21 protein-coding genes are annotated in these 26318 nt (G+C 69.6%); 6 read left to right on the plus strand and 15 right to left on the minus strand.

All coding sequences use genetic code 11. From position 1 onward, the window contains the following. Window positions 1-4: 4 nt before the first annotated feature. From ABD810_RS28180 to fabG, 8 genes are all read right to left on the minus strand, one after another. Complete coding sequence (locus tag ABD810_RS28180; RefSeq protein ID WP_344946943.1) at window positions 5-874, minus strand: alpha/beta fold hydrolase; 870 nt, start codon at window positions 872-874, stop codon at window positions 5-7. Continuing rightward, entirely contained in the window at window positions 871-2112 is a 1242-nt protein-coding gene (locus ABD810_RS28185) for an FAD-dependent oxidoreductase (RefSeq protein WP_344946945.1), read from the minus strand. The genes ABD810_RS28180 and ABD810_RS28185 overlap by 4 nt, the downstream gene beginning before the upstream one ends. Next, window positions 2109-2837 (minus strand): nitroreductase family protein, encoded by a 729-nt coding sequence (locus ABD810_RS28190; RefSeq protein WP_344946947.1) that lies wholly within the window; start codon window positions 2835-2837, stop codon window positions 2109-2111. Before ABD810_RS28190 ends, ABD810_RS28185 begins: the two co-directional genes overlap by 4 nt. Before the next feature lie 5 nt (window positions 2838-2842). Next, the gene (locus ABD810_RS28195) at window positions 2843-5110 is read right to left on the minus strand and encodes a beta-ketoacyl synthase N-terminal-like domain-containing protein (RefSeq protein ID WP_344946950.1); all 2268 of its coding nucleotides are present in this window, start codon (window positions 5108-5110) and stop codon (window positions 2843-2845) included. A 29-nt stretch (window positions 5111-5139) separates the two neighbouring features. Beyond that, complete coding sequence (locus tag ABD810_RS28200) at window positions 5140-6201, minus strand: aminomethyl transferase family protein (protein WP_344946953.1); 1062 nt, start codon at window positions 6199-6201, stop codon at window positions 5140-5142. Window positions 6202-6204: 3 nt separating this feature from the next. After that, window positions 6205-6681 (minus strand): 3-hydroxyacyl-ACP dehydratase FabZ, encoded by a 477-nt coding sequence (gene fabZ, locus ABD810_RS28205; RefSeq protein WP_344946956.1) that lies wholly within the window; start codon window positions 6679-6681, stop codon window positions 6205-6207. Further along, window positions 6678-6968 carry an acyl carrier protein gene (locus ABD810_RS28210; protein WP_344946959.1) on the minus strand — a complete coding sequence of 97 codons (291 nt, stop codon included), beginning with the start codon at window positions 6966-6968 and terminating at the stop codon, window positions 6678-6680. The genes fabZ and ABD810_RS28210 overlap by 4 nt, the downstream gene beginning before the upstream one ends. A gap of 63 nt (window positions 6969-7031) precedes the next feature. Further along, window positions 7032-7781: a 3-oxoacyl-ACP reductase FabG gene (gene fabG / locus ABD810_RS28215; protein ID WP_344946962.1), complete on the minus strand. Its 750-nt coding sequence runs from the start codon at window positions 7779-7781 to the stop codon at window positions 7032-7034. A 141-nt stretch (window positions 7782-7922) separates the two neighbouring features. Here fabG and ABD810_RS28220 point away from each other — a divergent pair, with 141 nt between their 5' ends. After that, window positions 7923-9536 (plus strand): FAD-dependent monooxygenase, encoded by a 1614-nt coding sequence (locus ABD810_RS28220; protein WP_344946965.1) that lies wholly within the window; start codon window positions 7923-7925, stop codon window positions 9534-9536. Here the strand turns inward: ABD810_RS28220 and ABD810_RS28225 are convergent. After that, entirely contained in the window at window positions 9452-10978 is a 1527-nt protein-coding gene (locus ABD810_RS28225) for an AfsR/SARP family transcriptional regulator (protein ID WP_344946968.1), read from the minus strand. The two genes, ABD810_RS28220 and ABD810_RS28225, sit on opposite strands and share 85 nt — an antisense overlap. After that, on the minus strand, window positions 10978-12201 hold the full coding sequence (locus ABD810_RS28230; RefSeq protein ID WP_344946971.1) for a macrolide family glycosyltransferase: 1224 nt from the start codon (window positions 12199-12201) through the stop codon (window positions 10978-10980). Before ABD810_RS28230 ends, ABD810_RS28225 begins: the two co-directional genes overlap by 1 nt. Before the next feature lie 177 nt (window positions 12202-12378). On the opposite strand from ABD810_RS28230, the gene ABD810_RS28235 reads away from it, so the two are divergent. Further along, a complete protein-coding gene (locus ABD810_RS28235) occupies window positions 12379-13488 on the plus strand; it encodes a DegT/DnrJ/EryC1/StrS family aminotransferase (RefSeq protein WP_344946974.1) in 1110 nt (369 codons plus the stop codon). A gap of 32 nt (window positions 13489-13520) precedes the next feature. Here the strand turns inward: ABD810_RS28235 and ABD810_RS28240 are convergent, their stop codons facing one another. Beyond that, window positions 13521-14735 carry a methyltransferase domain-containing protein gene (locus ABD810_RS28240; protein WP_344946977.1) on the minus strand — a complete coding sequence of 405 codons (1215 nt, stop codon included), beginning with the start codon at window positions 14733-14735 and terminating at the stop codon, window positions 13521-13523. Between the two features lie 70 nt (window positions 14736-14805). Next, on the minus strand, window positions 14806-15381 hold the full coding sequence (locus ABD810_RS28245; RefSeq protein WP_344946980.1) for a DUF1707 domain-containing protein: 576 nt from the start codon (window positions 15379-15381) through the stop codon (window positions 14806-14808). Window positions 15382-15631: 250 nt separating this feature from the next. Between ABD810_RS28245 and ABD810_RS28250 the strand changes: the two genes are divergently transcribed. After that, window positions 15632-17068, plus strand: coding sequence for an NDP-hexose 2,3-dehydratase family protein (locus ABD810_RS28250; protein ID WP_344946983.1), 1437 nt, complete (start codon window positions 15632-15634; stop codon window positions 17066-17068). Between the two features lie 303 nt (window positions 17069-17371). Beyond that, window positions 17372-18331: an aldo/keto reductase gene (locus ABD810_RS28255; RefSeq protein WP_344946986.1), complete on the plus strand. Its 960-nt coding sequence runs from the start codon at window positions 17372-17374 to the stop codon at window positions 18329-18331. Here the strand turns inward: ABD810_RS28255 and ABD810_RS28260 are convergent. The 3 genes from ABD810_RS28260 to ABD810_RS28270 are packed head-to-tail and all read right to left on the minus strand — an operon-like array spanning window position 18307 to window position 21064. Then, window positions 18307-18978: a response regulator transcription factor gene (locus ABD810_RS28260; RefSeq protein ID WP_344946989.1), complete on the minus strand. Its 672-nt coding sequence runs from the start codon at window positions 18976-18978 to the stop codon at window positions 18307-18309. The two genes, ABD810_RS28255 and ABD810_RS28260, sit on opposite strands and share 25 nt — an antisense overlap. Further along, window positions 18956-20059 (minus strand): sensor histidine kinase, encoded by a 1104-nt coding sequence (locus ABD810_RS28265; RefSeq protein ID WP_344946992.1) that lies wholly within the window; start codon window positions 20057-20059, stop codon window positions 18956-18958. The genes ABD810_RS28260 and ABD810_RS28265 overlap by 23 nt, the downstream gene beginning before the upstream one ends. A gap of 54 nt (window positions 20060-20113) precedes the next feature. Next, window positions 20114-21064, minus strand: a complete 951-nt coding sequence (locus ABD810_RS28270) for a UbiA family prenyltransferase (protein ID WP_344946995.1) — start codon at window positions 21062-21064, stop codon at window positions 20114-20116. Between the two features lie 488 nt (window positions 21065-21552). On the opposite strand from ABD810_RS28270, the gene ABD810_RS28275 reads away from it, so the two are divergent. Both ABD810_RS28275 and ABD810_RS28280 read left to right on the plus strand, forming a co-directional pair. After that, window positions 21553-23313, plus strand: a complete 1761-nt coding sequence (locus tag ABD810_RS28275) for a 2-isopropylmalate synthase (protein WP_344946998.1) — start codon at window positions 21553-21555, stop codon at window positions 23311-23313. A 150-nt stretch (window positions 23314-23463) separates the two neighbouring features. Then, a complete protein-coding gene (locus ABD810_RS28280) occupies window positions 23464-26238 on the plus strand; it encodes a LuxR C-terminal-related transcriptional regulator (RefSeq protein WP_344947001.1) in 2775 nt (924 codons plus the stop codon). The last annotated feature ends 80 nt before the right edge of the window (window positions 26239-26318 follow it).

Consider the following 26318-nt stretch of genomic DNA (forward strand, 5'->3'; position numbering starts at 1 on the left):
CCTCCTACAGCCGGCGCCGTGGGCGCCGTTCCTCGGTGGCGGGCCGCTCGGTGCCGAGGAAACCGAGGAGCAGCTTGTTCACCTGGTCGGGGGCGTCGAGGGGGATCCAGTGGCCCGCGTCCTCGACGCGCTCGTACCGCCACGGCCCCTTGACGTACTTGCCGGAGGCGGCCATTCCCTCTTCGAGCAGCGCCTTGTCCCCTGAGGACCAGATGCCGAGCGTCGGCGACAGCACGGGCGGGAAGGGCCGCGCCGGGCGCAGCTCGGACTCGGGCGACCGGTTGGCGCGGTACCAGTTCAGCCCCGCGGTCAGCGCGCCCGGCCTGGCCAGGTCGCGCAGGTAGCGGTCGTAGTCGCCGTCCCGGCCCATGATCTCCTTGAACAGCCGCCACCCGTTGCGGCGCAGCAGTTCCTCACTGACGCCGGGGAACTGGTAGAAGAGCATGTACCAGGAGGCCGCCCGCTGCTCCAGCGACGGATTGGCGAACACCCCCGGATGCCCGACCGACAGCACGGCCAGATGGTCGACCCTGCGGGGCATCATGAAGGCGTACATCCAGGCGATGGCCGCGCCCCAGTCGTGACCGACGATGTGCGGCTTGCGGATGCCGAGCTTGATGGTGAGCGCGACGACGTCGTTGAGAATGGTCTGCATCCCGTAGGCCTCGATCTCCTGCGGTTTGCTGGAGTCGCCGAAACCGCGCAGGTCCGGTGCGATGACCCGGAAGCCCGCCTCGGCGAGCGCCGGGATCTGGTTGCGCCACAGGTACGACGAGTCGGGGAAACCGTGGAGCAGGATGACGGGATCACCCTCGCCCTCGTCGACGAACGCGATGTCGACGTCGTTGACCCGTGCCGTCTTCTTCTTGATCATGCCGTCTCCCTGAACAACCGCTCCGCGAAGAACTCGCTGAAACCGAACTCGGGCACGTCCTCGGGGGCGACCATGTTGAGCAGGCCCGTGACCTGCGCGGCGAAGTTCTTCGCCATCAGCCGGCGCACCCGGCGGCGGCGCTCGACGGCCGCGGGGCCGAACTCCACGTGCAACCTGCTGATGATGGAGGCGCCGAAGTCCAGTCGCTCCAGGCGGAACTCGCGCTCCCGCAGGTACGGATCGAAGGCGGCCGGCGACCAGTCGTCGCCGTCGAGCAGGATGTCGCAGACGGTCCGGGAGTCGCGCAGCGCGCACGACAGCCCGGTGCCAAGGACCGTGTCCGCGTTGCCGGCCTCGTCGCCGATCAGGACCACGCCCTCCACCAGCGGCGGCCCTTCGGGGACGCTGGAGACCGACGGCCACACCGACAGCGGCCCCGCCGGGACGGCCTCGGTCACCGCCTTGCCCCGGTCGGGCAGGCAGTCGAGCTCGAACGCCGCCAGGAAGCGCTCCACACCGCCGGGGCCGCGGTAGCGGTGCTTGTTCACCGTGGGGAAGTTCAGGTAGAGGCGCGCCCGGCCGTACCCCTGGGGGAACACCATGAACATGACGTCGCCCTCGGTGCCCATCGCCTGTACGTCGGCGGGCCAGCCGTCCATGCCCGCGACCATCATGCCGCCGCCCCAGTGGTGCATGGAGTTGCGCATGGTGACGCCGATCTGCCGGCCGATGGTGTTGCCCCGCCCGGTGGCGCCGAGCACCATCCTGGCCCTGATCTCGTGCTCGCCCCCGGCCGTCTGGTAGGTCACGACCGGCTCCCTGCCGGGGGTGACGGTGATCCGGGCGGCGTTCATGACCAGCCGGGCGCCGCTGTCGACGGCCTGCGCCGCCATGAGCTCGGACACCGCGTGGTGCGGGAACGAGAGCGGTCCGCCGATGCCCGGGATGAACCGGGTCATGTCCACCGCCTCGACCTCGTCGTCGGAGACGGCCTCGTCCCAGGTCATCCACTCACGGATCTCCCAGCCGCCGCCGGCCCCGAAGCAGTCGTAGACGCCCAGCCGCTGGGCCTCCCGGATGCCCCAGGGGGCGAGCCACTCGCCCCGGACCAGATCCTCGTAGGTCTCCTGCTTCTCGAGCAGGACGACCGACAGCCCGCCGGCGGCGAGCCTGCAGGCCGCCGACGCGCCCGAGATGCCGCCTCCCGCGATGACGACGTCGGCGTAGTCGACGGTCATGCCTCCCACCTCTCCCAGTACGTGCGTTCCTTGGCGCCGGCCCGCCCGGCCGGGCGGAACTCGGTTCCGATCGTGTAGGCGACGGGGATCATGCACACCTGCGTGACCCCGGACGGGATGCCGAGCAGCTCGCCGAGCCGGCGCTCGTGGGGCACGAGCATGCAGGTGATGGTGCTGCCGAGGCCGCGGCTGCGTAACGCCAGCTGGAAGGACCAGATGGCCGGGAAGATCGAGCCGTAGAAGATGCTCGCCCGCATCGGGCCGTGCCTCACCATGTGCCCCGGGTCGTCGGCGACCTTGTCCGCCATCCGCAGGTCCCACGCGGCGTTGATGCCTTCGATGTCCGGCGGCCGGCCGAGGACGCAGGGGATGACCAGCAGGGGCACCTTCGCGATCGTCTCGGTCAGCACCTGGGCCGACTCGTAGTTCCTGCGCGCCTGGCCGTCGTTGCGCCGCCGCCCGGCGTTGGTCCACATGTCGTTCCGGTGGAAGTGCCAGGACGTCAGCATCAGCTCGGCGATGGTCTCCTTGACGCCGGGATCGCTGATCACCAGCCAGCGCCAGTTCTGGTGGTTGTTGGCCGTGGGGGCCTGGACCGCCACTTCGAGGGCCTCCTCCACGACCTCGCGGGGCACCGGCCGGTCCAGGTCGAGCCGGCGCCGGACGGACCTGGTCGTGGTCAGCAGCCGGTCGGTCTCCGCCACGTCGAAGGGGGTTCCGGTCATCGTGTTCACACCGCCCCCAGCAGGACGGCGCCGCGGACGGAGCCGGGCGCCGCGGTCAGCACCAGCGCCTGCGCGACGGGGTCGGGCAGCTCCGGCTTGGTCACGTACGAGTCGAGGTCGCCCACGTGCGGGGACGCCAACCCGGCGAGCGCGGGCGCGACGCGCTCGCGGATCGCCAGCGCCGCCAGGGCGATGTTCATCGCCCCCGTCGCGGCGTGGCAGTCCCCGGTCAGGCCGGCCGAGGTGGTGAGCCGGGCGCCCGGGACCGCTTCCAGCACCGCGGCCGCCTCCTCGGCGTCGCCGGCGACGCCGGTGCCCGCGCCGAGCACCAGCCCAGGACGGGCCTCCGGAAGGCGGGTGAGGGCACGCGCGATCGGCTCGCGTCCGTCGTCCCCGCCGGCGCCGGCGTGCCCGGTGCCGAGGACGCGTGCGTATGGGCGCCCGCCGCGCTCCGCGCAGTGCCGCGCCGACTCCACCAGGAAGGCGACGGCGGCCGATCCGGGAACGGTGGACAGGTACCGCCGGTCGTACGGCGAGACGGTGGCGTCAGGAGGGACCTGCTCGACGGTCTCGTCCGCCGCGACCACCAGCACCACCTTCGCCTTGCCGGCCCTGATCATCTCCAGGGCGCAGTCGAGGGCGATCGAGGCCGATGCCCCGCCGTTGCAGATCGTGGTGGTCGGCCCGCGCAGGCCGAGCGTCTGGCAGACCGCCCCGCCCGTGGCGTTCAGCACGACGTTGGAGAAGCTGAGCACGGCCGGCTTGTTGGGATTGACCGCGATGCTCTCGTCGAAGCCGCCGGTGCTCTCCGCCGATCCCGCGCCGGTCGCGAACACCAGCCCGACGTCGTCCAGTTCCTTCCTCGGGAGCTTCAGCTCCGCGTCCTCCCAGGCGAGCCGCGACGCGGCGATCGCCATCCGCGACAGGTTGTTCATGTGCCGCCACAGCGAGCGCGGCGCGAACGTCCTGCCGTCCAGCGAGGGAGATCGGCCGACGGCCTGGCGGCCGGTGACCACGGCCTCGGCCAGCTCACCGATGCCGACGCCGAGGCCGCTGACCGGGCCGAGGCCGGTGATGACGGCCTCGCGCCGCGGGAACTCGTCGTGGTCGCGCTGAGCACGAGGCGTGGTCAGCACCAGCGAGACGTTGTTCCCGCCGAACGCGTAGTTGTTGGACACGACGGTGCTGATCGGCATCTTCCTGGCCACGTTGGGGACGAAGTCCAGGTCCTTGGGCACGGCCTCCTCGTCGAAGCCGATGGTGGGCGGCGCGGTGCCGTGCCGCAGAGCCAGCACGGCGGCGACCGCCTCCACCGCGCCCGCGGCGCCCAGCGTGTGCCCGACGAACGACTTGATGCTGCTGGTGGGCACCTCGCCGGCCCGCGGGCCGAACACCACCCGCATGACCTTGGCCTCCATGGCGTCGTTGGCCGGGGTCCCGGTGCCGTGACCGCTGACGTAGTCGACGTCGTCCGGGGTCAGCCCGGCGTCGGCGAGCGCGCGCCGCACGGCGCTGGCGCCGCCCCTGCCGGTGGGGTCGGGCGCGGTCGCGTGGTAGGCGTCCGCGGACAGGCCGTACCCCGCGACCTCGGCCAGTGGCGTCGCCCCCCGGGCGAGCGCCCGGTCCAGCGGCTCCAGCAGCAGGAACGCCGCGCCCTCTCCGAGGTTGAGGCCGTCGGAGTGGCTGTACGGGCGGCAGGGGCCGGTGCTGAGCGCCTGCAGCCCGGCGAACCCCGCGTAGGTTCCGAAGAGCAGGGGGTCCACACCGCCGGCCAGGACCACATCGGCCTCACCGGTGAGGATCTTGTCCTTGGCGAGGCCGACCGCGTTCCCACCGGCCGCGCATGCGGTCGACACCAGGATGCGCGGCCCGCGGATGCCCAGCCGTTCGGCCACCACGTCCTCGGTGCGGTGCATGGGCTGGTAGCACCCCGCCACGTCCGGGGTCGCCTGGCACTTGCCGAGGATGATCCCGGACCGCTCGCCGTCGAGGTCCTCGTATGCCAGCCCGGCCTGCTCGACCGCCTGCCGTGCCGCGATGAGGGCGAGCCGGGCGGTGCGGTCCAGGGCGGCGTCGGACCCCGGTAGCCGGCCGTCGATCCACTCGTCGGGAACCTGGCCGGCGTACCGTGCCTCGAACACCGCGAAGCCCTCATCCTCGATCGGGGTGAGACCCCCCTGACCGGATGTGAGCCGCTGCCAGAATTCCGCGGGATCGCGGCCGATGGCACAGATGATGCCAAGGCCGGTGACGACGACGGGCCGCAGCGCCATGCTTGTCTCCTTCTCAGAGGACCGACCGATCAGATGATCGGGATGCTCCAGCTCTTGGGGACGATGTAAGGGCTGGTCAGCGTGGTCACCTCGGCGCCGTCGACGGTGAACTCCAGCCCCGCCGCGGCCAGGTCGGCATCGACCCGCACCAGCCCGAGGGTGGCGTCCAGGCCCACGCTGTGCACCGCGTGCACCACCTCGCCGACGTCGTGGCCGCCGGCCAGCACCCGGGTGCCGGGCGCGGGAACGGACCCGCCGGTGAAGCCGACGGTGCGGCGTCCCTGGCCCGACTCCAGCGCCTGGAGCACGGCCTCCTTGCCGACGAACGCGTCCTTGGTGATGTCGACCAGCCAGTTGGCGCCGATCTCCAGCACGGAGGTCCCGTCGGTGACCTCGTGGCGCGGGATCGGCTGGCGGACCTCCAGCATCGCCAGCTCCAGGGCCTCCTGGCCGGCCGCCCCGGCGTGCTCGATCGACTGCCGCCACAGTTCGGGGGCCGCCTCACGGGGCACGATCATCTGGTATCCGTACTCGCCGGTGAAGCCGGTCCGCGCGAAGATGATGTCGATCCCGTTCCAGTCCGTGTCCACGACGGACTCGAACGGCAGCGAGGCCAGCTCGCCGTCGATGAGCCGGCCGACCACTCCCCAGGCGTAGGGTCCCTCGAGGCCGAGCACCGTCAGCTCCCGCGAGCGGTCGGTGATCTCGACGTCCTCGTCGTTGTGTTCCCGCAGGTGCTCGATGAGGCGCGTGCCCGCACCGCAGGAGCTCTCCAGCAGCAGGCCGTTCTCCCGGCCGAAGGCGAGCACCTGGTCGACGACCTGACCTGACTCGTCCAGAACCAGGCTCATCATGCACCGCTCGGAGGTCAGGTACTCCACGTCGCGGGCGAGCACGCGCTGCGCGAAGTCGATCGCCGCGGCGCCGGTGACCTCGATGAGGCGGTGCCCGCTCAGGTCGAGCACGGCGGCGCGCTCCCTCAGCACCTTGTACTCATCGGCTATCGGGGAGAAACGCAGCGGGACGGAGCTGTCGCCCACCTGACCGTAGACGGTGTCCTCCGGATGCAGGTTCGCGAGGACGGTAGCCATTGTTCACACCTTTCGTACGGGGACGTTGGCCGCCGGATCGGCGATCGTGAGGTTTCCTTCGGCGGCGACCTGGCCGTCCACCCGCGCCGAGACGCGGTACTCGGCGAAACCGCCGCCGCCCCCGGTTCGCTCGGCGGAGAGGGTGAGCTGGTCACCGGGGACGACCGGCCGGCGGAACCGCATCGACCTGACCCCCGCCAGATAGCTGATCTCGCTGGCGCCCGCGAGCGCGAAGACCAGCCCGGCGAGCTGGGCCATCGCCTCGATGATCACCACACCGGGAAGCACGGCCTCGTTCGGGAAGTGGCCCTGGAACCACAGCTCGGTCCCGGCGACGTTCTTGGTCGCCGTTCCCTTGACCCCCGGCTCCACCTTGCCGACGCGGTCGAGCATGAGCATCGGCCAGCGGTGCGGGAGCACCTCCCGGATCTGGTCGTTGGTCAGCCCGGAGACGACCGGGGCCGCCGTGCCGACCGTCATGCCGAGGCCCGCAGAGCGGGGTTGACCTCGTCCGCGAGCCGGGACACCGAGCCGAAGACGGCCATCTCGCTGTCGTAGAGCGCCACGCCGAACTCGGCCTCGATGGCGACGTACAGTTCCAGGACGTCAAGGCTGTCCAATTCGAGACCGCGGCCGAACAGCGGCTGGTCATCGGTGATCCACTGCGGCTCGATCTCCAGATCGAGCCGGGACACGATCATCTTCTTGATCTGGTTGCACGTCTGCTGGCGCTCGGCGGCCTTCGCGCGGAGCTCGTCGATGGTCATCTATCCTCCTTGTGCCTGCGGGTCTGGTAGGGCGTTCGGTTCGGGGGCGAAGGCGCGGCCGGTTCAGCCGAGGCCGCCGCCGTGGGCGACCACGACCGTGCCGGAGATGTACGACGCCTTCTCCGAGGCGAGGAAGCTCACGATCGTCGCGATCTCCTCGGGCCGCCCCATGCGGCCCAGCCGGATGCGGGACTCGTACTGCTTCCTGAGCTCCGTGGGCACCTTGCGCGTCATGTCGGTGGCGACGAATCCGGGCGCCACGACGTTGGCCCGCACCCCGTGCGGGGCCGCCTCGTTCGACAGCGCCCGGGTGAAGGCGATGATCGCGCCCTTGGACGCCACGTAGTTCGTCTGGCCGGGAAAGCCGCCGTCCAGCCCACTGGTCGACGACAGCGTCACGATCGCCCCGCTGCGCTGGTGCTGCATCAGCCGCAGGGCCTCTCGGCAGCTCAGGAAGGTGCCGGTGACGTTGATGTCCATCGGCTTGCGGAACTGGTCCAGGTTCATGGCGATGAGATAGCGGTCGAGGGTGATGCCGGCGCTGGTCACCAGCACGTCCAGCCGGCCGTGATCCGAGCGCACGCCCCGGAACATCCGCCGCACGGCGTCCTCGTCCGTGACGTCCGCCTGTACGGCCGTCGCGCTGCCGCCCTCGGCCTCGATCAGGGCGACGGCGTCCTTGGCGTCCTGCGCGGAGTTGGCGTAGTTGACTATGACGTGCGCGCCTTCCCGGGCCAGATCGAGCGCGACCGCCCGGCCGATGCCGCGCGACCCGCCCGTCACCAGGGCCACGGAGCCTTCGGCAAAGAGCATCATCGTCTCCAGAGGTTCGGCAATGACACCGATCGAACAATGGGTATCTATTACGAAAAAGTACTAGGGCGAGATATCACGCCTGTATCACGCAGGCATCTCTGGATTGACGAGGATAAGGCGATATACGACGCTGACTTCATGGATAAGGTCGATGTCGAAGTTCTGGTCGTCGGCGGCGGGCCGGTCGGCCTGTCCACCTCCATTGAGCTCTCCCGGCACGGAATTTCCTCACTCCTCGTGGAGAGACACGAAGGCACCTCGATTTTCCCCAAGGCGCGGCTCATTTCGACGCGCACGATGGAGCTCTTTCGCGCCTGGGGAATTCAGGAAGAGGTCGAGAGCGCCGGGATGCCGCGCGAGGACATCCTCGCGGTGGGCGTCGGCACCTCCCTCACGTCCGGCGACTTCCTGCGGCAGGCGGCGGCGATCCACGAAGACGCGCCGCAGAGCCCCACCTACACCTGCCTGTGCTCGCAGGACCTGCTCGAGGTCATCCTGCGCCGGCTGGCCGAGGCCCAGCCGCACGCCGGCGTCCGGTTCGCGACCACCATGACGCGGACACGGGCCACCGCGAACGGGACCGAGACGGTCATCGAGTCGGAGAAGGGCCGCACGCTCGTACGTGCCCGGTATCTCGTGGCCGCCGACGGCGGCCGCAGCACCATCAGGGAAGGCCTCGGCATCACGGTCGAGGGCCCTCCCCCGCTGGGCCACATGATCAGCATCATGTTCGACGCCGACCTCGGTCCCCTGCTCGGCGACCGGCGCGCCGCGCTGTCCTTCCTGCGCAGCGACCCCCCCTGCGCGGTGGAGGCGGTGGACGATCGGCGGCGATGGATGCTCCAGACCGGATACGACCCCGCCGAGGGCGGAAGCGCCGCGGACTTCACCCCGGAGGCGTGCCTGGCGGCGGTGCGTTCGGCCGCCGGGGTCCCCGACCTGCCCGTCGACATCGTGGGCGTCATGCCGTGGCTGCAGCAGGCGGTGGTGGCCACCCGGTTCCGCGGCGGCCCGGTCTTCCTGGCCGGAGACGCCGCGCATGTGGCGACCCCCCAAGGGGGTTTCGGTATGAACTGCGGCATCCAGGACGCGCACAACCTCGCCTGGAAGCTGGCCGCCGTGCTCCGCGGGACGGCGGGGGAAGGGCTCCTCGACACCTACGAGGCCGAGCGTCGTCCGATCGCCGCCCGGACGGTGGAGGAGAGCCTGACCAACGCCCTGATCACCTTCCACATGATGGCGGGCGGCCTTTCCATGCGTGAGGCGATCGAGCGGCAGGCCGGCCGGCGCGGCAACGAGGGCCTGATCCTCGGCTTCCACTACGAGTCGGACGCCGTGGTCCCGGACGGGACGCGGGAGATCGTGCCCGCCGATCCCTACCGCACCTATGTTCCTGCCGCGCGTCCAGGCCACCGCGCGCCGCACGTTTGGCTGTCGGGGCAGGACGGCAAGGTCTCGACGCTGGATGTGCTCGGCCCGTGCTTCACCCTCATGACCCCGGCGGGCAGCGGGTGGCTCCAGCCCGCCAAGGAGGCCGCCCACCAGGCCGGGATCCCGCTCGCCACGGTCGAGATCTCCCGCGACGGCTCGGCCCCCCTCTCGTCCCCCACCTGGGCGCACGAGTACGGCGTGGGCGACGCGGGCGCCGTCCTGGTCCGTCCCGACGGTCATGTCGGCTGGCGGTCGCCGGGCGGCGAGCCCGCACAGGCCGCGCTGGCCGGCGCGCTGGCCGTCATCCTGGCCAGCTCGTGACGGGCCCGGCCCGCGAGCGCGGCGGCGCCCATCCGGAGGGACAGGGGGTCGCCGGAGGAGCTGGCGACGAGGTCCATCACCGTCTGCGCCTGGAACGGAGCGTAGGTGACCCCGACGAGCATGTCCGCCAGTTCCCTGGCCGCCTCGGCCTCCAGGGGCCGCACGAACTCGCGGTGCGCCCCCTGCCTGGCGACGAGCTCGTCCAGCGGATCGGCGCTCGTGACGACCACCCGGCAGTTGGCGCCGCCCGGCAGCAGGGGTCGTACCTGCTCACTGTCGCGGGCGTCGTCCAGCACCACCAGCAGCCGCCTCCGCGCCGTCCAGCTGCGGTAGAGGGCCAGCTTCTCGGCACGGTCGAGCGGAATCTCGTGACCTGGCACGCCCAGCGCCCGCAGGAACCGGTCCACGACCGCGTCCGGGTCGACGGCCGGGCCGTCCCCGGTCCCGCCCATGTCGGCGTAGAGCTGGCCGTCGGGGAACCATTCGATCCGGTTGTGCGCCCACCGCAGCGCCAGCGCGGTCTTCCCCACGCCTGCCTGGCCGCTCAGGACCATGGTGCCGGGCACCGCCACCTCGGGATCCGGCCGCATCGCCAGATCCAGCGCGCCGACCTCCTCGTCCCTGCCCACGAAGGGCAGCATCTGCGGCGGCAGCTGTGAGGGGACGACCAGGCCGGCGCTGGGCCGGTGCGCCGGGGGCCGCATGAGCGCCGACTCGTCCCGGAGGATCTGGTCGTGAAGCCGTCGCAGCGCCGGACCCGGCTCAAGGCCGATCTGCTCGAGCAGGTACCGGCGCGTCTCCTGATACGTCCGCAGCGCCTCGGCCCGGCGGCCCGCCCGGTACTGCGCCAGCATCAGCTGGGCGCGCACGCGCTCCCTGAAGGGGCACTCCGCCGCCAGCGCCAGCAGCTCAGGGATCACCTGGTGATGGTGGCCGAGCTCGATCTCCAGCTCCAGGCACGCCTCCAGGGCCTCCAGCCGCGACTCCTCCATCCGCGCCACGTCGTACCGCAGGCCGCGGAGGTCCTCGAAGGGGACGCCGCGCCACAGCGCGAGCGCCTCCCGCAGCAGGTGGGCGGCGTCCTCATGGTTCATGCCCGCCACCTCGCCGCGCGCCCGCGTCACCAGCGCCCTGAACTGCAGCCAGTCGATGCCGCCCGCGGACGCCCGAAGGAGGTAGCCGGGACTCGACGTCTCGATCACCCCGGCGCCCAGGGTGCGCCGCAGCCGCGACACGCAGATGGCGATCTGCCTCCCGGCGCTCTGCGGCGCGGATCCGGCCCACACCGTCTCGATCAGCCGGTCGACGCTGACCACCCGGTTGGCGTTCAGGACCAGGCTCGCCAGGATCGCCAGCTCACGGCTCGCGCAGATCTGCAGCTCCGCACCGTCCTTGAACACCTTGAGCGGTCCAAGGACGCGGAACTCCAGCGTGCCGCTCATCAGCGGGTCCCCGCCAGGCGCCGCTCGGTGGCGCATATCCGGTCCAGCCGCCGTTCGAGCTCGTCAGCGGCCCGGACGGTGCCGCCCGCGGCCTGGACGTCCTGTCGCATCGACCGCGTCCTGCGACCGATGTCCTGGTCGGCCGCCACGTCGAGGACGGCGGCGACCAGCCGCTCGGCGGTCACCTCCTCGGGACGCATGGCCCGTCCGAGCCCCAGCTCCTCGACCCGCCTCCCGGTCGGCCGGTCGATGGCCGACGTGGGGACGACCACCATGGGGCAGCCGGAGTGCAGGGCCTCCATCACCGTGCCCATGCCGCCATGGGTGACGGCCACCGAGGCGTGACCGAGCACGCTCAGGTGCGGCACCCATCGATGGACCTCGATGGTGGGGGGCAGCGGGCCGAGCGCGGCGGGGTCCACGCCGTCCGCCACCGTCATGACCACGTGCCACGGGATGTCCTGGAAGGCCTGGACGCAGGTGCGGAAGAACCCGGGATGCTCGTTGAACACCGCTCCGAACGAGACCAGCGCGACCGGGAGCCCGTTGCCCGGCGGCTCCCACCGGCCGAGAAAGCTCCGCTCTCCCAGGCACGGCCCCACGAAGACGAACCGCTCGTCGAAGGTGTCGCCGGCGAACTGGAACGACCGCGGGATGTTCACCAAACTGAAGTCCTGGACGCCCCACCACAGCTCGGCGGCCGGAACCCCCACGCCGTGCGAGCCGGCCAGCGCGCGGATCCTCTCGAGCATGCCGTCCACCCACCGGGGAAGCGCCGCCTCCGCGCCACCGGGGTCGTCGTAGATGGCGTGGAGATACGAGAAGCCGGCGTTCGACGCGAACACGGGGATGAGTTGCGCCGCCGGGCATTCCCACTTCCTGGCCAGGATGCGCCCCGCGTACAGGATCGAGATGTCGTACACCACCATGTCGGGCCGGTCGGGCATCTGCTCGTCCAGGGCCCGCAGCATCGCCGCGCTCTCGTCGAGCAACAGCGACAGCAGATACAGCGGATCGTCGGCCACGTGCCGGAAGTCCGCCTGCCGGTACACCGAGTCGTAGTGAAGGACGGTGGCGCCGGTCCTTTCCACGATGGCCGCCATGCTGGGCGCGGTCAAATACGTGACCCGGTTCCCCCTGCGGACCAATTCAGCGACCACGGCCAGATTAGGAATCACATGACCATGATCAGGGTGACAGATGAAGAGATAGTGTCGCGTCATGTGAGAATCTCCCGCGGATTACTCGGGTATGCGCCACTGCAAAGCTAATAAGGGTTTCCGAAAATGCGGCACCCCCTATCGCCCCCTGTCAGGTACCCGGAGCCACCCCCTCCCTCTGGGGTTCCCCCAGTCGTATGCGCGTGTTTACGCTGAGCCGGAATCTCGAGGAGGACGCCAATGCCCACCCGCGTCTGGGACTATCTGCTGGAATACGAAGCCGAACGTACGGACATCATCGACGCGGTCGAGAGCGTGTTCCGTTCCGGACGGCTCATCCTCGGCGACAGTGTCCGGTGCTTCGAGGAGGAGTTCGCGGCCTACCAGGGAGTGCGCCACTGCGCGGGTGTGGACAACGGCACCAACGCCGTCAAGCTGGGGCTGCAGGCTCTGGGGGTCGGCCCGGGCGACGAGGTGATCACCGTGTCGAACACGGCGGCGCCGACGGTGGTCGCCATCGACGGGGTCGGCGCCGTACCGGTCTTCACCGATGTGCGCCCGGACACCTACCTGATGGACGTCGGGCAGGTGGAGGCCGCCATCACCTCAAGGACCCGGTGCCTGCTGCCGGTCCACCTGTACGGGCAGTGCGTGGACATGGCGCCGCTGGAACGGCTCGCCGCCGAGCACGACCTCGTGATCCTGGAGGACTGCGCGCAGGCCCACGGCGCCCGCCACCATGGGCGCATGGCCGGATCGATGGGCGCCGCCGCCGCGTTCTCGTTCTACCCCACCAAGGTGCTCGGCGCCTACGGGGACGGCGGAGCGACGATCACCTCCGACGGCGCCGTGGACGCCAGCCTGCGCAGGCACCGCTACTACGGCATGGAGCGGACGTACTACGTGGTGGAGACGCCCGGACACAACTCCCGGCTGGACGAGGTCCAGGCGGAGATCCTGCGCCGCAAGCTCGGCCGGCTCGACCAGTACATCGCCGGGCGCCGGGCCGTGGCCGCGCGCTACGCCGAAGGCCTGGCCGACACCGGCCTCGTCCTGCCCGCGGTCGCCGAGGGCAACGACCACGTCTACTACCTGTACGTCGTGCGGCATCCCCGGCGCGACGACATCATCGAGGCGCTCCGCGCCCATGACGTCCATCTCACCGTCAGCTATCCGTGGCCGGTCCACACCATGTCCGGCTTCGCGCACCTCGGCTACGCCCCGGGCAGCCTGCCCGTGACCGAGTCCCTGGCCCACGAGATCTTCTCCCTGCCGATGTACCCGTCACTGCCGGTCGAGGCGCAGGAGAAGGTCATCACCGCCCTTCGCGAGGTGCTGAAGAGGTTGTGAGAACCCCCGGCGGGAGGACCCGGTGCGCCTGATCAGATGATCTGCACCTCGGGGACGTAGAGGATCCATCTGCCGCCGGCGGCCCGGAACGCCGCCTCCTTCTTCATGATCTCTTCGGCGTGGTTCCAGGCGAACAGGAGGGCGTAGTCGGGATAGGGGTCGGCGAAGGCCTCTGCGCTCCTGACCGGGATGCGCGACCCCGGGGTGAGCCTGCCCTGCTTGGCAGGCGTGGTGTCGCAGACGAAGGACACCAGGTCCGGCCCGATGCCGCAGTAGTTGAGCACGGTCGCGCTCTTGGCGGTGGCACCGTACCCGACGACGCGGGCCTCCCTCTGCCGCAGATCCGCCAGCACCGCCACGAGGGTGTCCCGCGTGTGCTCGACGCGCGCGGTGAACTTGTGGAGCGTGGCCGGGTCGGTGATCCCGGCCGCGGTCTCGGTGGCGAGCAGCTCGTCCACGGCCGGGCTCCGCCGCCTCGCGCCCTGGCGCGCCAGCGTGTAGCGGACCTCGCCCCCGTGCACGGGGAGACGTTCCACCTCGACCAGTTCGAAGCCGGCCCGCAGCGCCATGTTCTGGACGGAACCTGCCGCGAAGAAGAAGAAATGCTCGTCATAGATCTGGTCGAACGCGGCACGGTCCACGATGTCCGCGAGATAGGGGTCCTCGAACACGAAGACGCCGCCAGGGCTCAGCAGGATGTCGACGCCGCGCAGGATCGACTCCATGTACGGGATGTGGCACAGGGTGTTGGCGGCGTAGATGACGTCGGCGGGCCCGTCGGTGGCGCGGATCTGCGCAGCGGTGGCCTCCTCGAAGAAGTCCTTCCTCACCCGGACGCCCTTCGCCGCGGCCAGGTCGGCGACGCCGCCGGACGGCTCGACGCCGAGGTGCCGGACGCCCGCCTCGGCGACGCGCCGGAGCATCGTGCCGTCGTTGCAGCCGAGTTCGACGACGAAGGGATCCTCCCCGGTCAGCTCCGTGGCGAGAAGGTGGTCGGCCAGGGCCTGGAAGTGCTCGCGCATGACCGCCGAGCCGGACGACAGGTAGGGATAGGCCTCGTGGAACATGCGTTCTCTCGGGACCTCCTCCAGCAGCTGCACCATCGTGCAGGTCTCGCAGATCCCGACCGCGAGGTGGAAGAAGAACTCCTCCCGGGTGTCGCCAGGTGTCACGAAAGCATCTGAGATGGGCTGGCGCCCGAAGTCGGCGAACGGACGGAGGCGACCCGAACAGACCCGGCATGACATGGCAGACTCCTTCGAGAGTGCGAGCTAGGTTGGTACGTCGCGTCCGGCCGGCCTTCGAAGGCGTGCCGGCTCAGCCACGTCGATGGCGGTATCTCACCCAGATGTCGCCGATGCGCACGTGACCGTAGAGCCGCACGACCACCGCGTCCGGCGCCGGGGGCCCAGGGGGCCGGTTGTGGACCTTCCCCATCGCGCTGGTGGTGACCTCGTCGGAGCGAACCGACCATCCGACGGGAACCACGATGACGATGTCCCCCAGGCCGCAGTCGACCTCGATGGGGACCTCGCGGTGATGGCACTGCGCCTGGGTGAAGTCGAGCTTGACCCGGCCCCAGGTGCATCTTGCGCTGATGAGCGGAGGGACGACCCAGTGACCGATCTTCTTCAGCCGTCCGCCCCGGGTGTGCAGCCGCAGGACCCCTACGGCGTCGTGGGCGTTCGGCCGCCGCTCGGCCAGGTTTCCCGCCTGCGGCAGGTCCGCCACGATGGCGTCCAGCTCTCCGTAGGTCTGCGCCGCGTACGTACGGCCGAGCCGGTCGTCCAGTTCCTCGAAGCTGATGCGTCCCTCGCTGACCGCAGTGCGCAGCATCTCGGCCACTCGGTCCCGGTCCCCGTCACCGGCCCGGATCCCCGCGTCTTTGGTCATGGCGCCCACTCTATTGATCAGTTTTTCCTCCTGCCAGCCTTGGGATCACACCCGGTACCGGCGTCCGACCCGAGGCTATGGTCGGCCGGCGCGGTGAGACCCCCCTATTCGCGTACGAGAAGAAAAGCAGGGGGGTGGTGAGCAGGGGTGGACAGGGGGTTACGACGGCTGATCGCCCATGACATCTTCGCCGGTAAGCGCCGCCCGGGAGGAGTCTGCCATTCCTACGCTTTCGTGCCCGCCGGCACAGGTGAGAATCGCCGAGTCCGCTCTTTCGCCGGGGACGCATTTCAGGCGCCTGGCGGCTTTCCATCATTGGTTCTCCGAAATCGCAGAACGCACGCGCATGAATGTGGACCGGACCGCGCTGGAGGATCTGGCCGGCTGGCGAGAGGACGGACGGACGGGCGACATCGTCCACCGGAGCGGGAAGTTCTTCGCCATCGAGGGGCTCGACGTCCGCTTCCCCGGCAACTGCGTGGCGGCGTGGACGCAGCCGATCATCAACCAGCCGGAGGTGGGCATCCTCGGCATCCTGGTCAAGGAGTTCGACGGCGTCCTGCACCTGCTGATGCAGGCGAAGAACGAGCCCGGCAACCATGACGGCCCGCAGCTGTCCCCCACGGTGCAGGCGACCCGGAGCAACTACACGCGGGTGCACCACGGCAGGCCGGTCCCCTATCTCGACCACTTCCGCGACCCCTCGGGGCGCGTGCTGGCCGACGTGCGCCAGTCGGAGCAGGGCGCGTGGTTCTACCGCAAGCGCAACAGGAACATGGTCGTGGAGGTCACCGGGGACGTCGAACTGCTCGACGGGTTCTGCTGGCTGACCCTCGGGCAGGTGCACGAGCTGCTGTCCGTGCCCGACCTGGTCAATATGGACGCCCGGACGGTGCTGGCCTGCATGCCGTTCTCCGGCAGGGGGACGAGCGACACGTTCGGCTCCGACGGCGACGGCGGGTTCCGCGCGTCGCTCATCCGGTCCTGCGACCCGGCCCAGGGTGGCCGGCACGGGATCGACGAGGTACTGAGCTGGACCACCGGGATCCGATCCACGGTCGACATCCACACCGAGCGGATCCCGCTCAACCGGCTGCGTCGATGGCATCGGGCCGACGGGAAGATCTCGCACGAGACGGGGAGGTTCTTCGACGTCATCGGGGTGGACGTCACCGCGCGCGGGCGCGAGGTCGGCGCCTGGAGCCAGCCGATGATCGAGCCCGTCGGCATGGGCGTCATCGCCCTCCTCGTACGGAACATCGACGGCGTGCTCCACGCTCTGGTGAACGCACGCGTCGAGCCGGGGAACAGCGATGTCGTCGAGCTGGGCCCGACCGTGCAGTGCGCCCCGGAGAACTACGACCACCTTCCGCCCGGAGCCCGCCCGCTCTTCCTGGACGAGGTGCTGGCGGCCCGGCCTGGCCGTATCCGGTTCGACACCGTCCTGTCGGAGGAGGGTGGACGCTTCTACCACGCGAGGAACCGCTATCTCATCGTGGAGACCGACGAGGACCCCGCGCTCGGCCACCCGGACTTCCGATGGCTCACCATGCACCAACTCGGGGAACTGCTGCGGCACAGCTACTACCTGAACGTCCAGGCCCGCAGCCTGAGCGCCTGTCTGTACAGCCTGACCTCCTCTCGCGTGGACAGCGCCCCACGCCTGGCGCCGATCCCCCCGCATTGAAACCCGGCGGCCGATACATCGGACGTCTCTCGCGGAAAAGCGGTCATCATACCGTGGCCGGGTCACCGCTAATTAGTGATCCCACGGCATTAAGCCTCTTTATGGGGTTATATGTCTCAATCAAGGGGCTTGTTTAGGGGATAGATCACCTTAGTAGCCCTGACAGAAGGCACCCTTGTTGACGGTTTGACTATCAGTTGTTTCTCCATCTGACTGGACATTGACTCCGTTTTGACTGTACTTTGACGAGGGGGATATCTATAGAAATGCAGGAGTCTGTGATGGACGCGCTAAGGGGTCCGCTTGCGTTACACGAGGTTGGGACGGGAAGGGCCGGTCATCTCCAAGATCGGGCTCGGCTCACTGGCCCTCACCGGCGCCTACGGTGACATCGACGGCGGTGAGGCGCTCGCCCTTGTGTGCAGGGCCCTCGACGCCGGCGTGACCCTTGTCGACACGGCGGACTTCTACGCCGCCGGTCAGGTCGAACGCCTCGTGGGCCGGGCCATCGCCGGGCGGGGCGATGAGCTGGTGGTGTGCACCCGTGGCGGCGTGCGCGACGCGGGGCCGGGGCGACCGGCCCGGTTCGACGGGCGGCCCGACTACCTCCAGCAGGCGTGTGAGGCGTCACTCGAACGCCTCGGCGTCGAGCGCATCGACCTCTACTACCTGCACTGCCAGGACGACAGCGTCCCGGTGGAGGACAGCATGGCCCGGCTGGCCGAGCTCGTGTCGGCCGGGAAGATCCGCTACGTGGGCCTGTCCAACGGCACGCTCGGGCAACTGCACAGGGCGCACGCCGTGCACCCCGTCACCGCGCTCGCCATCGAATACTCGCTCTGGAAGCCACAGGCCCAGCGAGAGCTTCTCGCCGCGGCACACCGGCTGGGTGCCAGCGTGGTCGCCGCCCGCCCTCTCGGCCGCGGCTTCCTCACCAGCCGCATCAGATCGCCGCTCCAGCTCGGCGCCGGTGACTGGCGACACGAGGATGCCCGATTCCAGCCGGAGCACCTGCGGCTCAGCGCGGGAGCGCTCCGGGAGATCGAGGCCGCGGCGGCCCAGCTCGACCTCGGCGCCGGCCGCCTGGCCCTCGGCTGGCTCCTCTCCCAGGGGGACGACATCGTCCCGGTCCCGAGCACGCGGGACCAGGTGCACCTGGAGATGAACCTCGCCGCCTCAGCCGTGGAGCTCCCGCCCGAGATCCGTGACAAGCTGGCCACGATCTTCCGCTCCGGCGGTCAGTCGACCTCTTTCCTGCTCTGAGGCGGGATCAGCGACGCGGCGAGGGCCTTGTTCACCGCGTCGATCCGGGAGACCGCGTTGAGCTTGACGAAGATGTTCCGCATGTGCCGCTTCACGGTGGCTTCGGCGAGACCGAGACACCGAGCGATCTGGCCGTTGCTGAGCGCCTGCGCGGCCAGTTGCAGCACCTCCTGCTCCTTCTCGGACAGCACTCCCACGGGAGGCCCCTCCACGTGCGCGAGGCTGTGGCGTGACACCGCCAGCACGACCCTGGCGGGATCCTCGTAGACGCTCCTGACCGCCGCGATCAGCTCGTGACGGTGGACGCTCTTCAGCAGGTAACCGCAGATGCCCGCGGCGAGCAGCCGGGTGAGCAACTGCGGCCCGTCGTACATGCTCAAGATGATGATCTGCGTCTCGGGGGAGATGCTCCGGAACCGAGTGACGGTCTCGGTGACCTCGTCGCCGGGGATCTCCACGTCGAGCAGGACCACGTCCGGCCGCGTCTCCGCGACGAGCTCCAAGGCGGCGGAGGAGTCACCGGCCTCGCCCACGATGGCGATGTCGTGGACGGCCTCGAGGATCTCGCGCAGCCCTTCCCGGAAGAGCGCATGATCGTCCACGATGGCGACGGAGATGGTGGTGCTACTTCGATTCGTCCGGTTCATGGGACTGTCTCTTTAGGGGGATGAAAAGCTCGACCAGGCAGCCGTTCCCTGGCTCGCTGGAGATGGTCACCCGGCCGCCCAGCAACTCCGCGCGCTCCCGCATGGACGTGAGACCCACGCCGCCACGATCTCGGACCCGCGAGGAGTCGAAGCCGCGCCCGTTGTCCTGCACGGTGGCGACGAGCTCGTGCGGAGCGATGTCCACGCGGATGAGGATGACCGAGGGGCACGCGTGGCTGAGCGCGTTGCGGGCGGCTTCCCGGATGATGAGGAAGGCCTCGTCGAGCACCCTCGGTTCGGCCCAGGACTCGTCGCCGTTGACATCGAGGCCGACGGACACCAGGTCGTCCTCGACCGCTTCGAGGAAGCCGAGCAGCGCCTTCTCCAGGCTTTTCACCGGCACCTGGGGGTGCAGCTCCGATGTCATCTGCCGCAGGTTCTCCATCGTCTCCTGGATGGCCTGTTGCGCTACCCCGATCTTGGCCGACGCCCTCGCGGGATCGTTGGCACGATGCATCTCGGAGAGCGCCAGCTGCTGGTGGGCGACACTGATCCCATGGCCGATGCGGTCGTGGAGTTCCCGGGCTATGCGGCGGCGCTCCTCGCCCTGGGCTTCCTGCACCTGGTTGAGGAGAAAGCCGTGATAACTCTCCGAAGCCTCGCGAATTCGCCGGGAGAGGCTCTCCTCCATTCCGGTGGCCACGAGAGTGAAAATCTCGGTCGGCGACTCGGAGTCCATGGCTATTCTGCGCGCCAGATGGGTCAGCGCGGCTTTGAAAAACAGTGAGCCCGCCTCCAGAGAGGCCTTGGGGTGCACTCCGGACGCCGCGCGGGTGCTGCCGATTTCCCAGGCGTGGAACTTATAGAGCTCGTTGACCTGGACCTTGCCGGCGCGGAGCATCGCGGCCACGTCGTCCAGGACGTACTGGGCGGTCATAAGAGCCTGACGGGTGGCCTGCGGGTCCGTGGAGAGCACGTTACCGGCGGCTTGGAGCTCCGACTGGAATTCCTCGAGGATTTCTTTCCGACATGCGTCGACGAATCTAGCCGGGTCGTTCCCTGCCCCGCGTGCCGCATCCAAGGAAGTCCCTCCGCCATGGGACGGGCGTGTCCCAACTATCTCGCAGGTGAGTCTCTAAAGCAACATATGGGGTGACACATTGGAGATCAGCTCCGTAATGTGTACGAGGTGTTGCGTCGCCATGAACGCTCTGTAAGGTCGGCGTTGTTGACACCGACCGGCCTCGGCTGAAGCCTTGCGGCCGGCACCGATCACCGCCGCCGCGCCGACCGCCATCGCCAAACAGGCCCCGATCAGCGGAAGCCCGAAGTACATCGTGATGCCGGTGAACACCACCACGAGCGTCAGGGCCGCGATGGACATGATGTACCGCGACGTTCGCTCACCTCGCGTCACCCCTATCGTCCGCCTGCCCGCCGCCGCGTCTCCGGCGATATCGGACAGGTCCTTGGCGGGTACACCGACGACCGCCATCCAGTAAGTGGCGGCGACCGCGAAAACGATCAATCCGAGAGGCGTCGACGCGCCGGTTCCCCCGGTGGCGACGGTGAACCCGCCCCAGTACGACAACAGGCTCGATGCGCACAGCACCAGAATCGTGCAGCCGGAACGGCTTTTGAGATTGAACGGCGGGCCGGAATAGAGGTACCCGAGTACCAGATTGAACGCGACCATCCACGTCAGCGGTCCCGGCAACCGCAGGGTGACGGCGAGCGAGAGACCGGCCGCGATGGCCGCGACGCCGACCGCGATGCCCGGGTCCAGATCGCCACGGGCGATCGGCCGCCGCGAGCCGTTGATCCGATCCTCGGTGACGTCCGTCACCCCGTTGAACAGGTAGATCGCGAAGATCGACAGCACCCAGGCCATCGCCCCCTGTGCCACCTTCGCCGGCTCGGGTGTGGCCGCCACCGGCAGCGCGAGCACGGCTCCGGTAAGGAATCGCAGCGTCGATACCGAGAGCACGGACGGCCGTGCCTCGATGACACACAGCCGCAACACCTGAATACCGGACCGCAGGACGAAGGTGCCTGTCGCTTGCCTCGTTGTCCATGGGCTCGCCATGAGGGCATTGTCGCCCCGAGCCGGCTATCGGGTAAGAGGATAATCCGAAAGTTGTAGTCGGCATTGATTCTTTCGATACCACCCGTACAACCCTTGGACACCTGCGCCGAACTCCTCGTACACCCGTCTTGTCCGGCCGCGGGAACCCCTATAACTTGAGCCCATCGGAAGCCGCCAGATAGGTGACCTCCAGCCTCTGCGGGGGGCCGAATCAACCTTAGGAAATCTGATGCCGGATTTCAAGTTGCTCGGACCGACAGAGGTACACGACGATTTACCGCCGTTCCGGATCGCCCGGCGGCCCGAAATTCCGGCAGATGTTTTCACGTCTCGCCCTGACGCCGGTCACGGCATTCATCGGCGCGCGCCCGGCGCGCCGATGAGGGGTATTCACACCCCCGGACGCGCGGCTCGAAGTGCGACCCATCCGACATCCGCATTCTGAATACAACCTCTCCCACGGCACATGCAGGAAAGGAAGTCCAACAATGAAAGGTGTCACGCGTTACGCCGGATTCACCCCTATCGAGCTGCCCGACCGCACCTGGCCCGGCAACCGCATCGTCTCGGCTCCGCGTTGGTTGTCCACCGACCTCAGGGACGGCAACCAGTCGCTCGCGAACCCGATGACCCCGGCACGGAAGCTCATGATGTTCGACCTCCTCGTCGGCATCGGCTACAAGGAGATCGAGGTCGGGTTCCCCGTCGCGAGCCAGCACGACTACGACTTCGTGCGAATGCTCATCGAGCACGACCGGATACCCGACGACGTCCGGATCACGGTTCTCACCCAGGCCCGTGACGATCTGATCAGGCGTACCGTGGAATGCCTCGAAGGCGCCCCTCGCGCCATGATCCACATCTACAACGCCACCTCCCCGCTGTTCCGCCGGACGGTCTTCGCCATGAGCCGCGCGGAGTGCAAGGATCTCGCGGTCCAGGGCACCAGGCTCATGATGAAGTACGCGGAGAAGACGCTCGGCGACTGCGACCTCGGCTACCAGTACTCCCCCGAGCTCTTCAACGAGACGGAGCCGGACTTCTCCCTCGAGGTGTGCGAGGCCGTCATGGACGTCTGGCAGCCCGAGCGGGACCGCGGGATCATACTCAACTTCCCGACGACGGTGGAGCGGTCCCTGCCCAACGTGTTCGCCGACCAGATCGAGTGGCTCGACCGGCATCTGTCACGGCGGGAGCACGTCTGCCTCTCGGTCCATCCGCACAACGACCGGGGCACCGGGGTGGCGGCGGCGGAGCTGGCCCTGCTGGCCGGGGCCGAGCGCGTCGAAGGCTGCCTGTTCGGCAACGGCGAGCGCGCCGGCAACGTCTGCCTGGTGACGCTGGGCATGAACATGTTCTCCCACGGGATCGACCCGGGCATCGACTTCTCCGACATCAACGCGATCCGGCGCACCGTCGAGCTCTGCAACGAGCTGCCCGTCCATCCTCGGCACCCCTATGGCGGCGACCTGGTCTACACCGCCTTCTCCGGATCGCACCAGGACGCGATCAAGAAGGGATTCGACGACCTGGAGCGGCGCGCCGCCGCTGCCGGCGCCGACGCGGGCGAGCTGCCGTGGGACATGCCCTACCTCCCCGTCGACCCCAAGGACGTGGGCCGCACCTACGAGGCGGTCGTACGGGTCAACAGCCAGTCGGGCAAGGGCGGCGTCGCGTACATCATGAGTGCCTGGCACGGCCTGAACCTGCCCCGGGGCCTCCAGATCGACCTGGCCGCCAAGGTCCAGGCGCGGGTCGACGCGGTGGGAGGCGAGCTCTCGCCGGACGACATCGGAGCGCTCTTCATGGAGGAGTACCTCCACCACGGGGAGCCGTCGGGCCCCCTCCCGGTGGGACGGGAGCCCATGACGGCGTCCCTCTACATCGATGGACGGTTCGACATCAGCGGCGCCCAGGCCGACGCCTTCCGCACCCTGGGCTCGGTGCTGGAGCCCTGGGGCATCCAGGTCCGGGTCGTCCACCGGACCGGCCTCCCCCTCGACAACGAGGAGATGACGCCGGAGCAGGCCGTGCTCGACGGCCGGTCCGGGGACGAGGTCGTGATCTACGCCGAGTGCGGGATGGGCGGCGCCGTGGCCTGGGGCGCCGGCATCGACAGGGACATCGCGACGGCCGCGTTCTCGGCCGTACGCGCGGCCAGCACGCGGCTCTCCCCCGCCAGGCGCCTCCAGACCGTCGAGGCGAGCGTGCTCCAGCAGCCGCGCCCGCTGGCCGCGGCGGGACTCTGAGCGAAAGGGAGACCGCGATGCTCGCGAGAATCCGGCGGAACCGGCGGCCGCAGGCCCGAGCCACCGATCTGGATCTCCGCACGCCTTCCGGGCGCAAGTTGCCCTTCTGACCAAGACCAACGGACGCGCCGACGACAGGGGATGCCGATCATGGCCGTAGACGATCGACGGGAGGGCATGACCTCCCTGCAGGAACTGCTGACCGAGGCGGTTGGAGGTAAGGGCAGGATCGCCATGGTCACCGGGGCCATCGCGACCGGCAAGAGCGAGCTTCTGTACGCGTTCGCCGAGCGGGCGTTCGACCACGGCGCCCTGCCCCTGACCGCGACGGGATCCCGCGCCGAGAGCGGCCTGCCACTCGGGGCGCTGTCACAGCTCGTCCACAACGCGCCGCTGACAGACGAGCAGCGGGCGAGGACCCTGAGCCTGCTGGAGGAGGGCGCACGTTCGCAGATGTCGAACGATCCCCGGGCCGAGTCCATCGAGCACGTCGACGTGCAGATCGTGGACGCCCTGTGCGCGGTGCTGCTGGAGCTGGCCGAGCGCTGCCCGCTGGTCATCGCGGTCGACGACGTGCACTACGCCGACCGCCCGTCACAGCTGTGCCTCGCCTACCTGGCACGGCGCATCAAGTTCGCCGACGTCATGCTCGTGTTCAGCGCGCCGGACCACAGCGCGCACACGCGCACGCTCTTCCACACGGAGGTGCTGCGGCAGCCGCACTGCCGTCCTGTCCGGCTCACCCATCTGTCCCTCAAGGGCGTCGAGCAGCGGGCGACGGACAGAGCCGGCGCGGAGGTGGCCGGCCGGTTCGCGGCCGACTGCCACGCGCTGAGCGGCGGCAACCGGCTGCTGGTGGACGCGCTGCTGGACGACTACCTGGACACCGGCCTTCCCGGCGCGAGGTACGGCGAGGCCGTCGTGGCCTACCTGCGCCGTGCCGACCCCCGCATGTTGCTCATCGCCAGAGGGCTCGCGGTGCTGGGCGAGCCCGCCTCGGCCGGCCGGTTGCTCGGCGAGAGCAGGACGACCATCTCCACGTCGATCCAGGAGCTGGAGGGAGCCGGGCTGCTGCACGAGGGCCGCTTCCGCCATGAGGCCGCCAGGTCGGCGGTGCTCGCCGAGCTCGACGCCGCGGAGCGCATCGACCTGCACCGCCGGGCCGCGGAACTGACCTACGAGGAGGGGGCTCCCGCGTCCGTGGTGGCCGAGCACCTCCTGCACGCCAGCCACGCCGGCGACCACTGGGCCATATCGGTCCTTGAGGAGGCGGCACGGCAGGCGCTGCGCGACGACGGCGTGGAGTCCGCGATCGAGTACCTCAAGCTCGCCTGGCGGGCCTGCGGCGACGCGCGGCGACGCGCCCGGATCACCACGACGCTCGTACGCGCGGAGTGGCGGATCAACCCCAGCACGCCCGCCGGGCACCTCTCCGAGCTGACCGACGCCCTGCACAAGGGCCACCTCGGCGGCGGCGACGCGGTCGTGCTGGCGAAGGCCCTGCTGTGGCACGGCAACGCCGACGAGGCGAAGGAGGTCCTGGTCCACCTCAAGGAGCTGGGGGAGCTCGACCAGGAGACCGTGGCCGAGCTGGCCGCGGCTCGCCCCTGGTTCAGGAGCCTGTACCCGTCGTTCCTCCCCCACCTGCCGAAGATCACCGGTGAGCAGGCGAGCACCGCGGCCTCGTCCCTCGGGGTCGGCCGCCGCATGCAGTCCGCCGGCGCGCTGGCCGGTGTGCTCACCAAGGGGCCTCGCGAGGACACGGTGGCGACGGCCGAGCTCATCCTGCGCGGCTCCCGTCTGGACGAGATGTCCATGGACACGGTGGAGAGCGCGCTGCTGGCCCTGACCTACGCGGATCGTCCCGACAAGGCCGCGCCGTGGTGCGACGCCTTCATCGAGGAGGCCGCGTTCCGCCGTGCCCCGAGCCGGCAGGCCCGGTTGTCCGCCATCCGGGCGGAGATCGGCATCCGCAAGGGCGACCTGGCCTCCGCGGCGCAGGACGCCCTGCGCGCGCTGGAGATCATCCCCGCCGGCAGCTGGGGGGTGGCCGTCGGCGGGCCGCTGGGCAGCCTCCTGCTCGCCGGGGCGGCGATGGGCAAGCTGGACGAGTACCTCCCGCAGTTCAACCAGCCTGTGCCCGAGGCGATGCTGCGGACCAGGTACGGACTGCAGTACCTGCACGCCAAGGGCCGCTTCAACCTCATGGCCGACCAGCCCCTGCAGGCTCTCCGTGACTTCCGGCTCTGCGGCGAGCTCATGAGGAGATGGGAGATGGACGTCCCGGGATTCGTCGCGTGGCGCACCGACGCGGCCGAGGCGCTGATCCGCCTGCGGGACGAGGACGAGGCACGGCGTCTGATCGACGAGCAACTGGCACGCTGCGGGCAGCAGTCCAGGCGCGCCCAGGGGATCGCGATGCGCCTGCTGGCCGACGTGAACGAGATGCGGCACCGGCCCATGCTGCTCCGCAAGTCGGCCGATCTGCTGCAGTCCGGCGGCGACCGGTACCAACTGGCCTGCACGCTGCTCGGCCTCACGGAGGTCTACCACGCCAACGGCGAGTACCGGCAGGCGAGAATGTTCGGACGGCGCGCCCGGATCCTGGCCAAGGAGTGCCACGCCGAACCGCTGACCCGGGCTCTCTCCCGTGGCAACAAGGACGACCAGGTGCTTCCCGTGGACGCGTCGAGCGCGACGGCGGCCATCAGCGACGCCGAGCGACGGGTGGCGGCGCTGGCGGCCGAGGGGTACACCAACCGCGAGATCTCGCGAAAGCTCTTCATCACGATGAGCACCGTGGAACAGCACCTCACGCGCATCTACCGCAAGCTCAACGTCACCCGCCGCACCGAGCTACCGGCCAGCCTCGCCGGCAAGCACTCCCCCGGCCCTCCCGAATCCAAGAACTACATCTCCCACTGAAACAGACCGTATCGCCGGGAGGACGGCCCTGAACGAGATTCGCCGTACCACATCGCAGGCAGGAAGGGGAGGGAGAACAG

It is taken from the genome of Sphaerisporangium flaviroseum, assembly GCF_039537005.1.
Taxonomy (GTDB): Bacteria; Actinomycetota; Actinomycetes; order Streptosporangiales; family Streptosporangiaceae; genus Sphaerisporangium; species Sphaerisporangium flaviroseum.

Bases quoted from the DNA above. Each gene is read 5' to 3' on its own strand.
- ABD810_RS28280 (WP_344947001.1), top strand. From the start codon at position 23,464: ATGGCCGTAGACGATCGACGGGAGGGCATGACCTCCCTGCAGGAACTG.
- ABD810_RS28190 (WP_344946947.1), bottom strand. From the start codon at position 2,837: ATGACCGGAACCCCCTTCGACGTGGCGGAGACCGACCGGCTGCTGACC.
- ABD810_RS28240 (WP_344946977.1), bottom strand. From the start codon at position 14,735: ATGTCATGCCGGGTCTGTTCGGGTCGCCTCCGTCCGTTCGCCGACTTC.
- ABD810_RS28260 (WP_344946989.1), bottom strand. From the start codon at position 18,978: ATGAACCGGACGAATCGAAGTAGCACCACCATCTCCGTCGCCATCGTG.
- ABD810_RS28220 (WP_344946965.1), top strand. From the start codon at position 7,923: ATGGATAAGGTCGATGTCGAAGTTCTGGTCGTCGGCGGCGGGCCGGTC.
- ABD810_RS28200 (WP_344946953.1), bottom strand. From the start codon at position 6,201: ATGGCTACCGTCCTCGCGAACCTGCATCCGGAGGACACCGTCTACGGT.
- ABD810_RS28245 (WP_344946980.1), bottom strand. From the start codon at position 15,381: ATGACCAAAGACGCGGGGATCCGGGCCGGTGACGGGGACCGGGACCGA.
- fabZ (WP_344946956.1), bottom strand. From the start codon at position 6,681: ATGACGGTCGGCACGGCGGCCCCGGTCGTCTCCGGGCTGACCAACGAC.
- ABD810_RS28185 (WP_344946945.1), bottom strand. From the start codon at position 2,112: ATGACCGTCGACTACGCCGACGTCGTCATCGCGGGAGGCGGCATCTCG.
- fabG (WP_344946962.1), bottom strand. From the start codon at position 7,781: ATGCTCTTTGCCGAAGGCTCCGTGGCCCTGGTGACGGGCGGGTCGCGC.
- ABD810_RS28180 (WP_344946943.1), bottom strand. From the start codon at position 874: ATGATCAAGAAGAAGACGGCACGGGTCAACGACGTCGACATCGCGTTC.
- ABD810_RS28210 (WP_344946959.1), bottom strand. From the start codon at position 6,968: ATGACCATCGACGAGCTCCGCGCGAAGGCCGCCGAGCGCCAGCAGACG.
- ABD810_RS28270 (WP_344946995.1), bottom strand. From the start codon at position 21,064: ATGGCGAGCCCATGGACAACGAGGCAAGCGACAGGCACCTTCGTCCTG.
- ABD810_RS28195 (WP_344946950.1), bottom strand. From the start codon at position 5,110: ATGGCGCTGCGGCCCGTCGTCGTCACCGGCCTTGGCATCATCTGTGCC.
- ABD810_RS28225 (WP_344946968.1), bottom strand. From the start codon at position 10,978: ATGAGCGGCACGCTGGAGTTCCGCGTCCTTGGACCGCTCAAGGTGTTC.
- ABD810_RS28275 (WP_344946998.1), top strand. From the start codon at position 21,553: ATGAAAGGTGTCACGCGTTACGCCGGATTCACCCCTATCGAGCTGCCC.
- ABD810_RS28230 (WP_344946971.1), bottom strand. From the start codon at position 12,201: ATGACGCGACACTATCTCTTCATCTGTCACCCTGATCATGGTCATGTG.
- ABD810_RS28235 (WP_344946974.1), top strand. From the start codon at position 12,379: ATGCCCACCCGCGTCTGGGACTATCTGCTGGAATACGAAGCCGAACGT.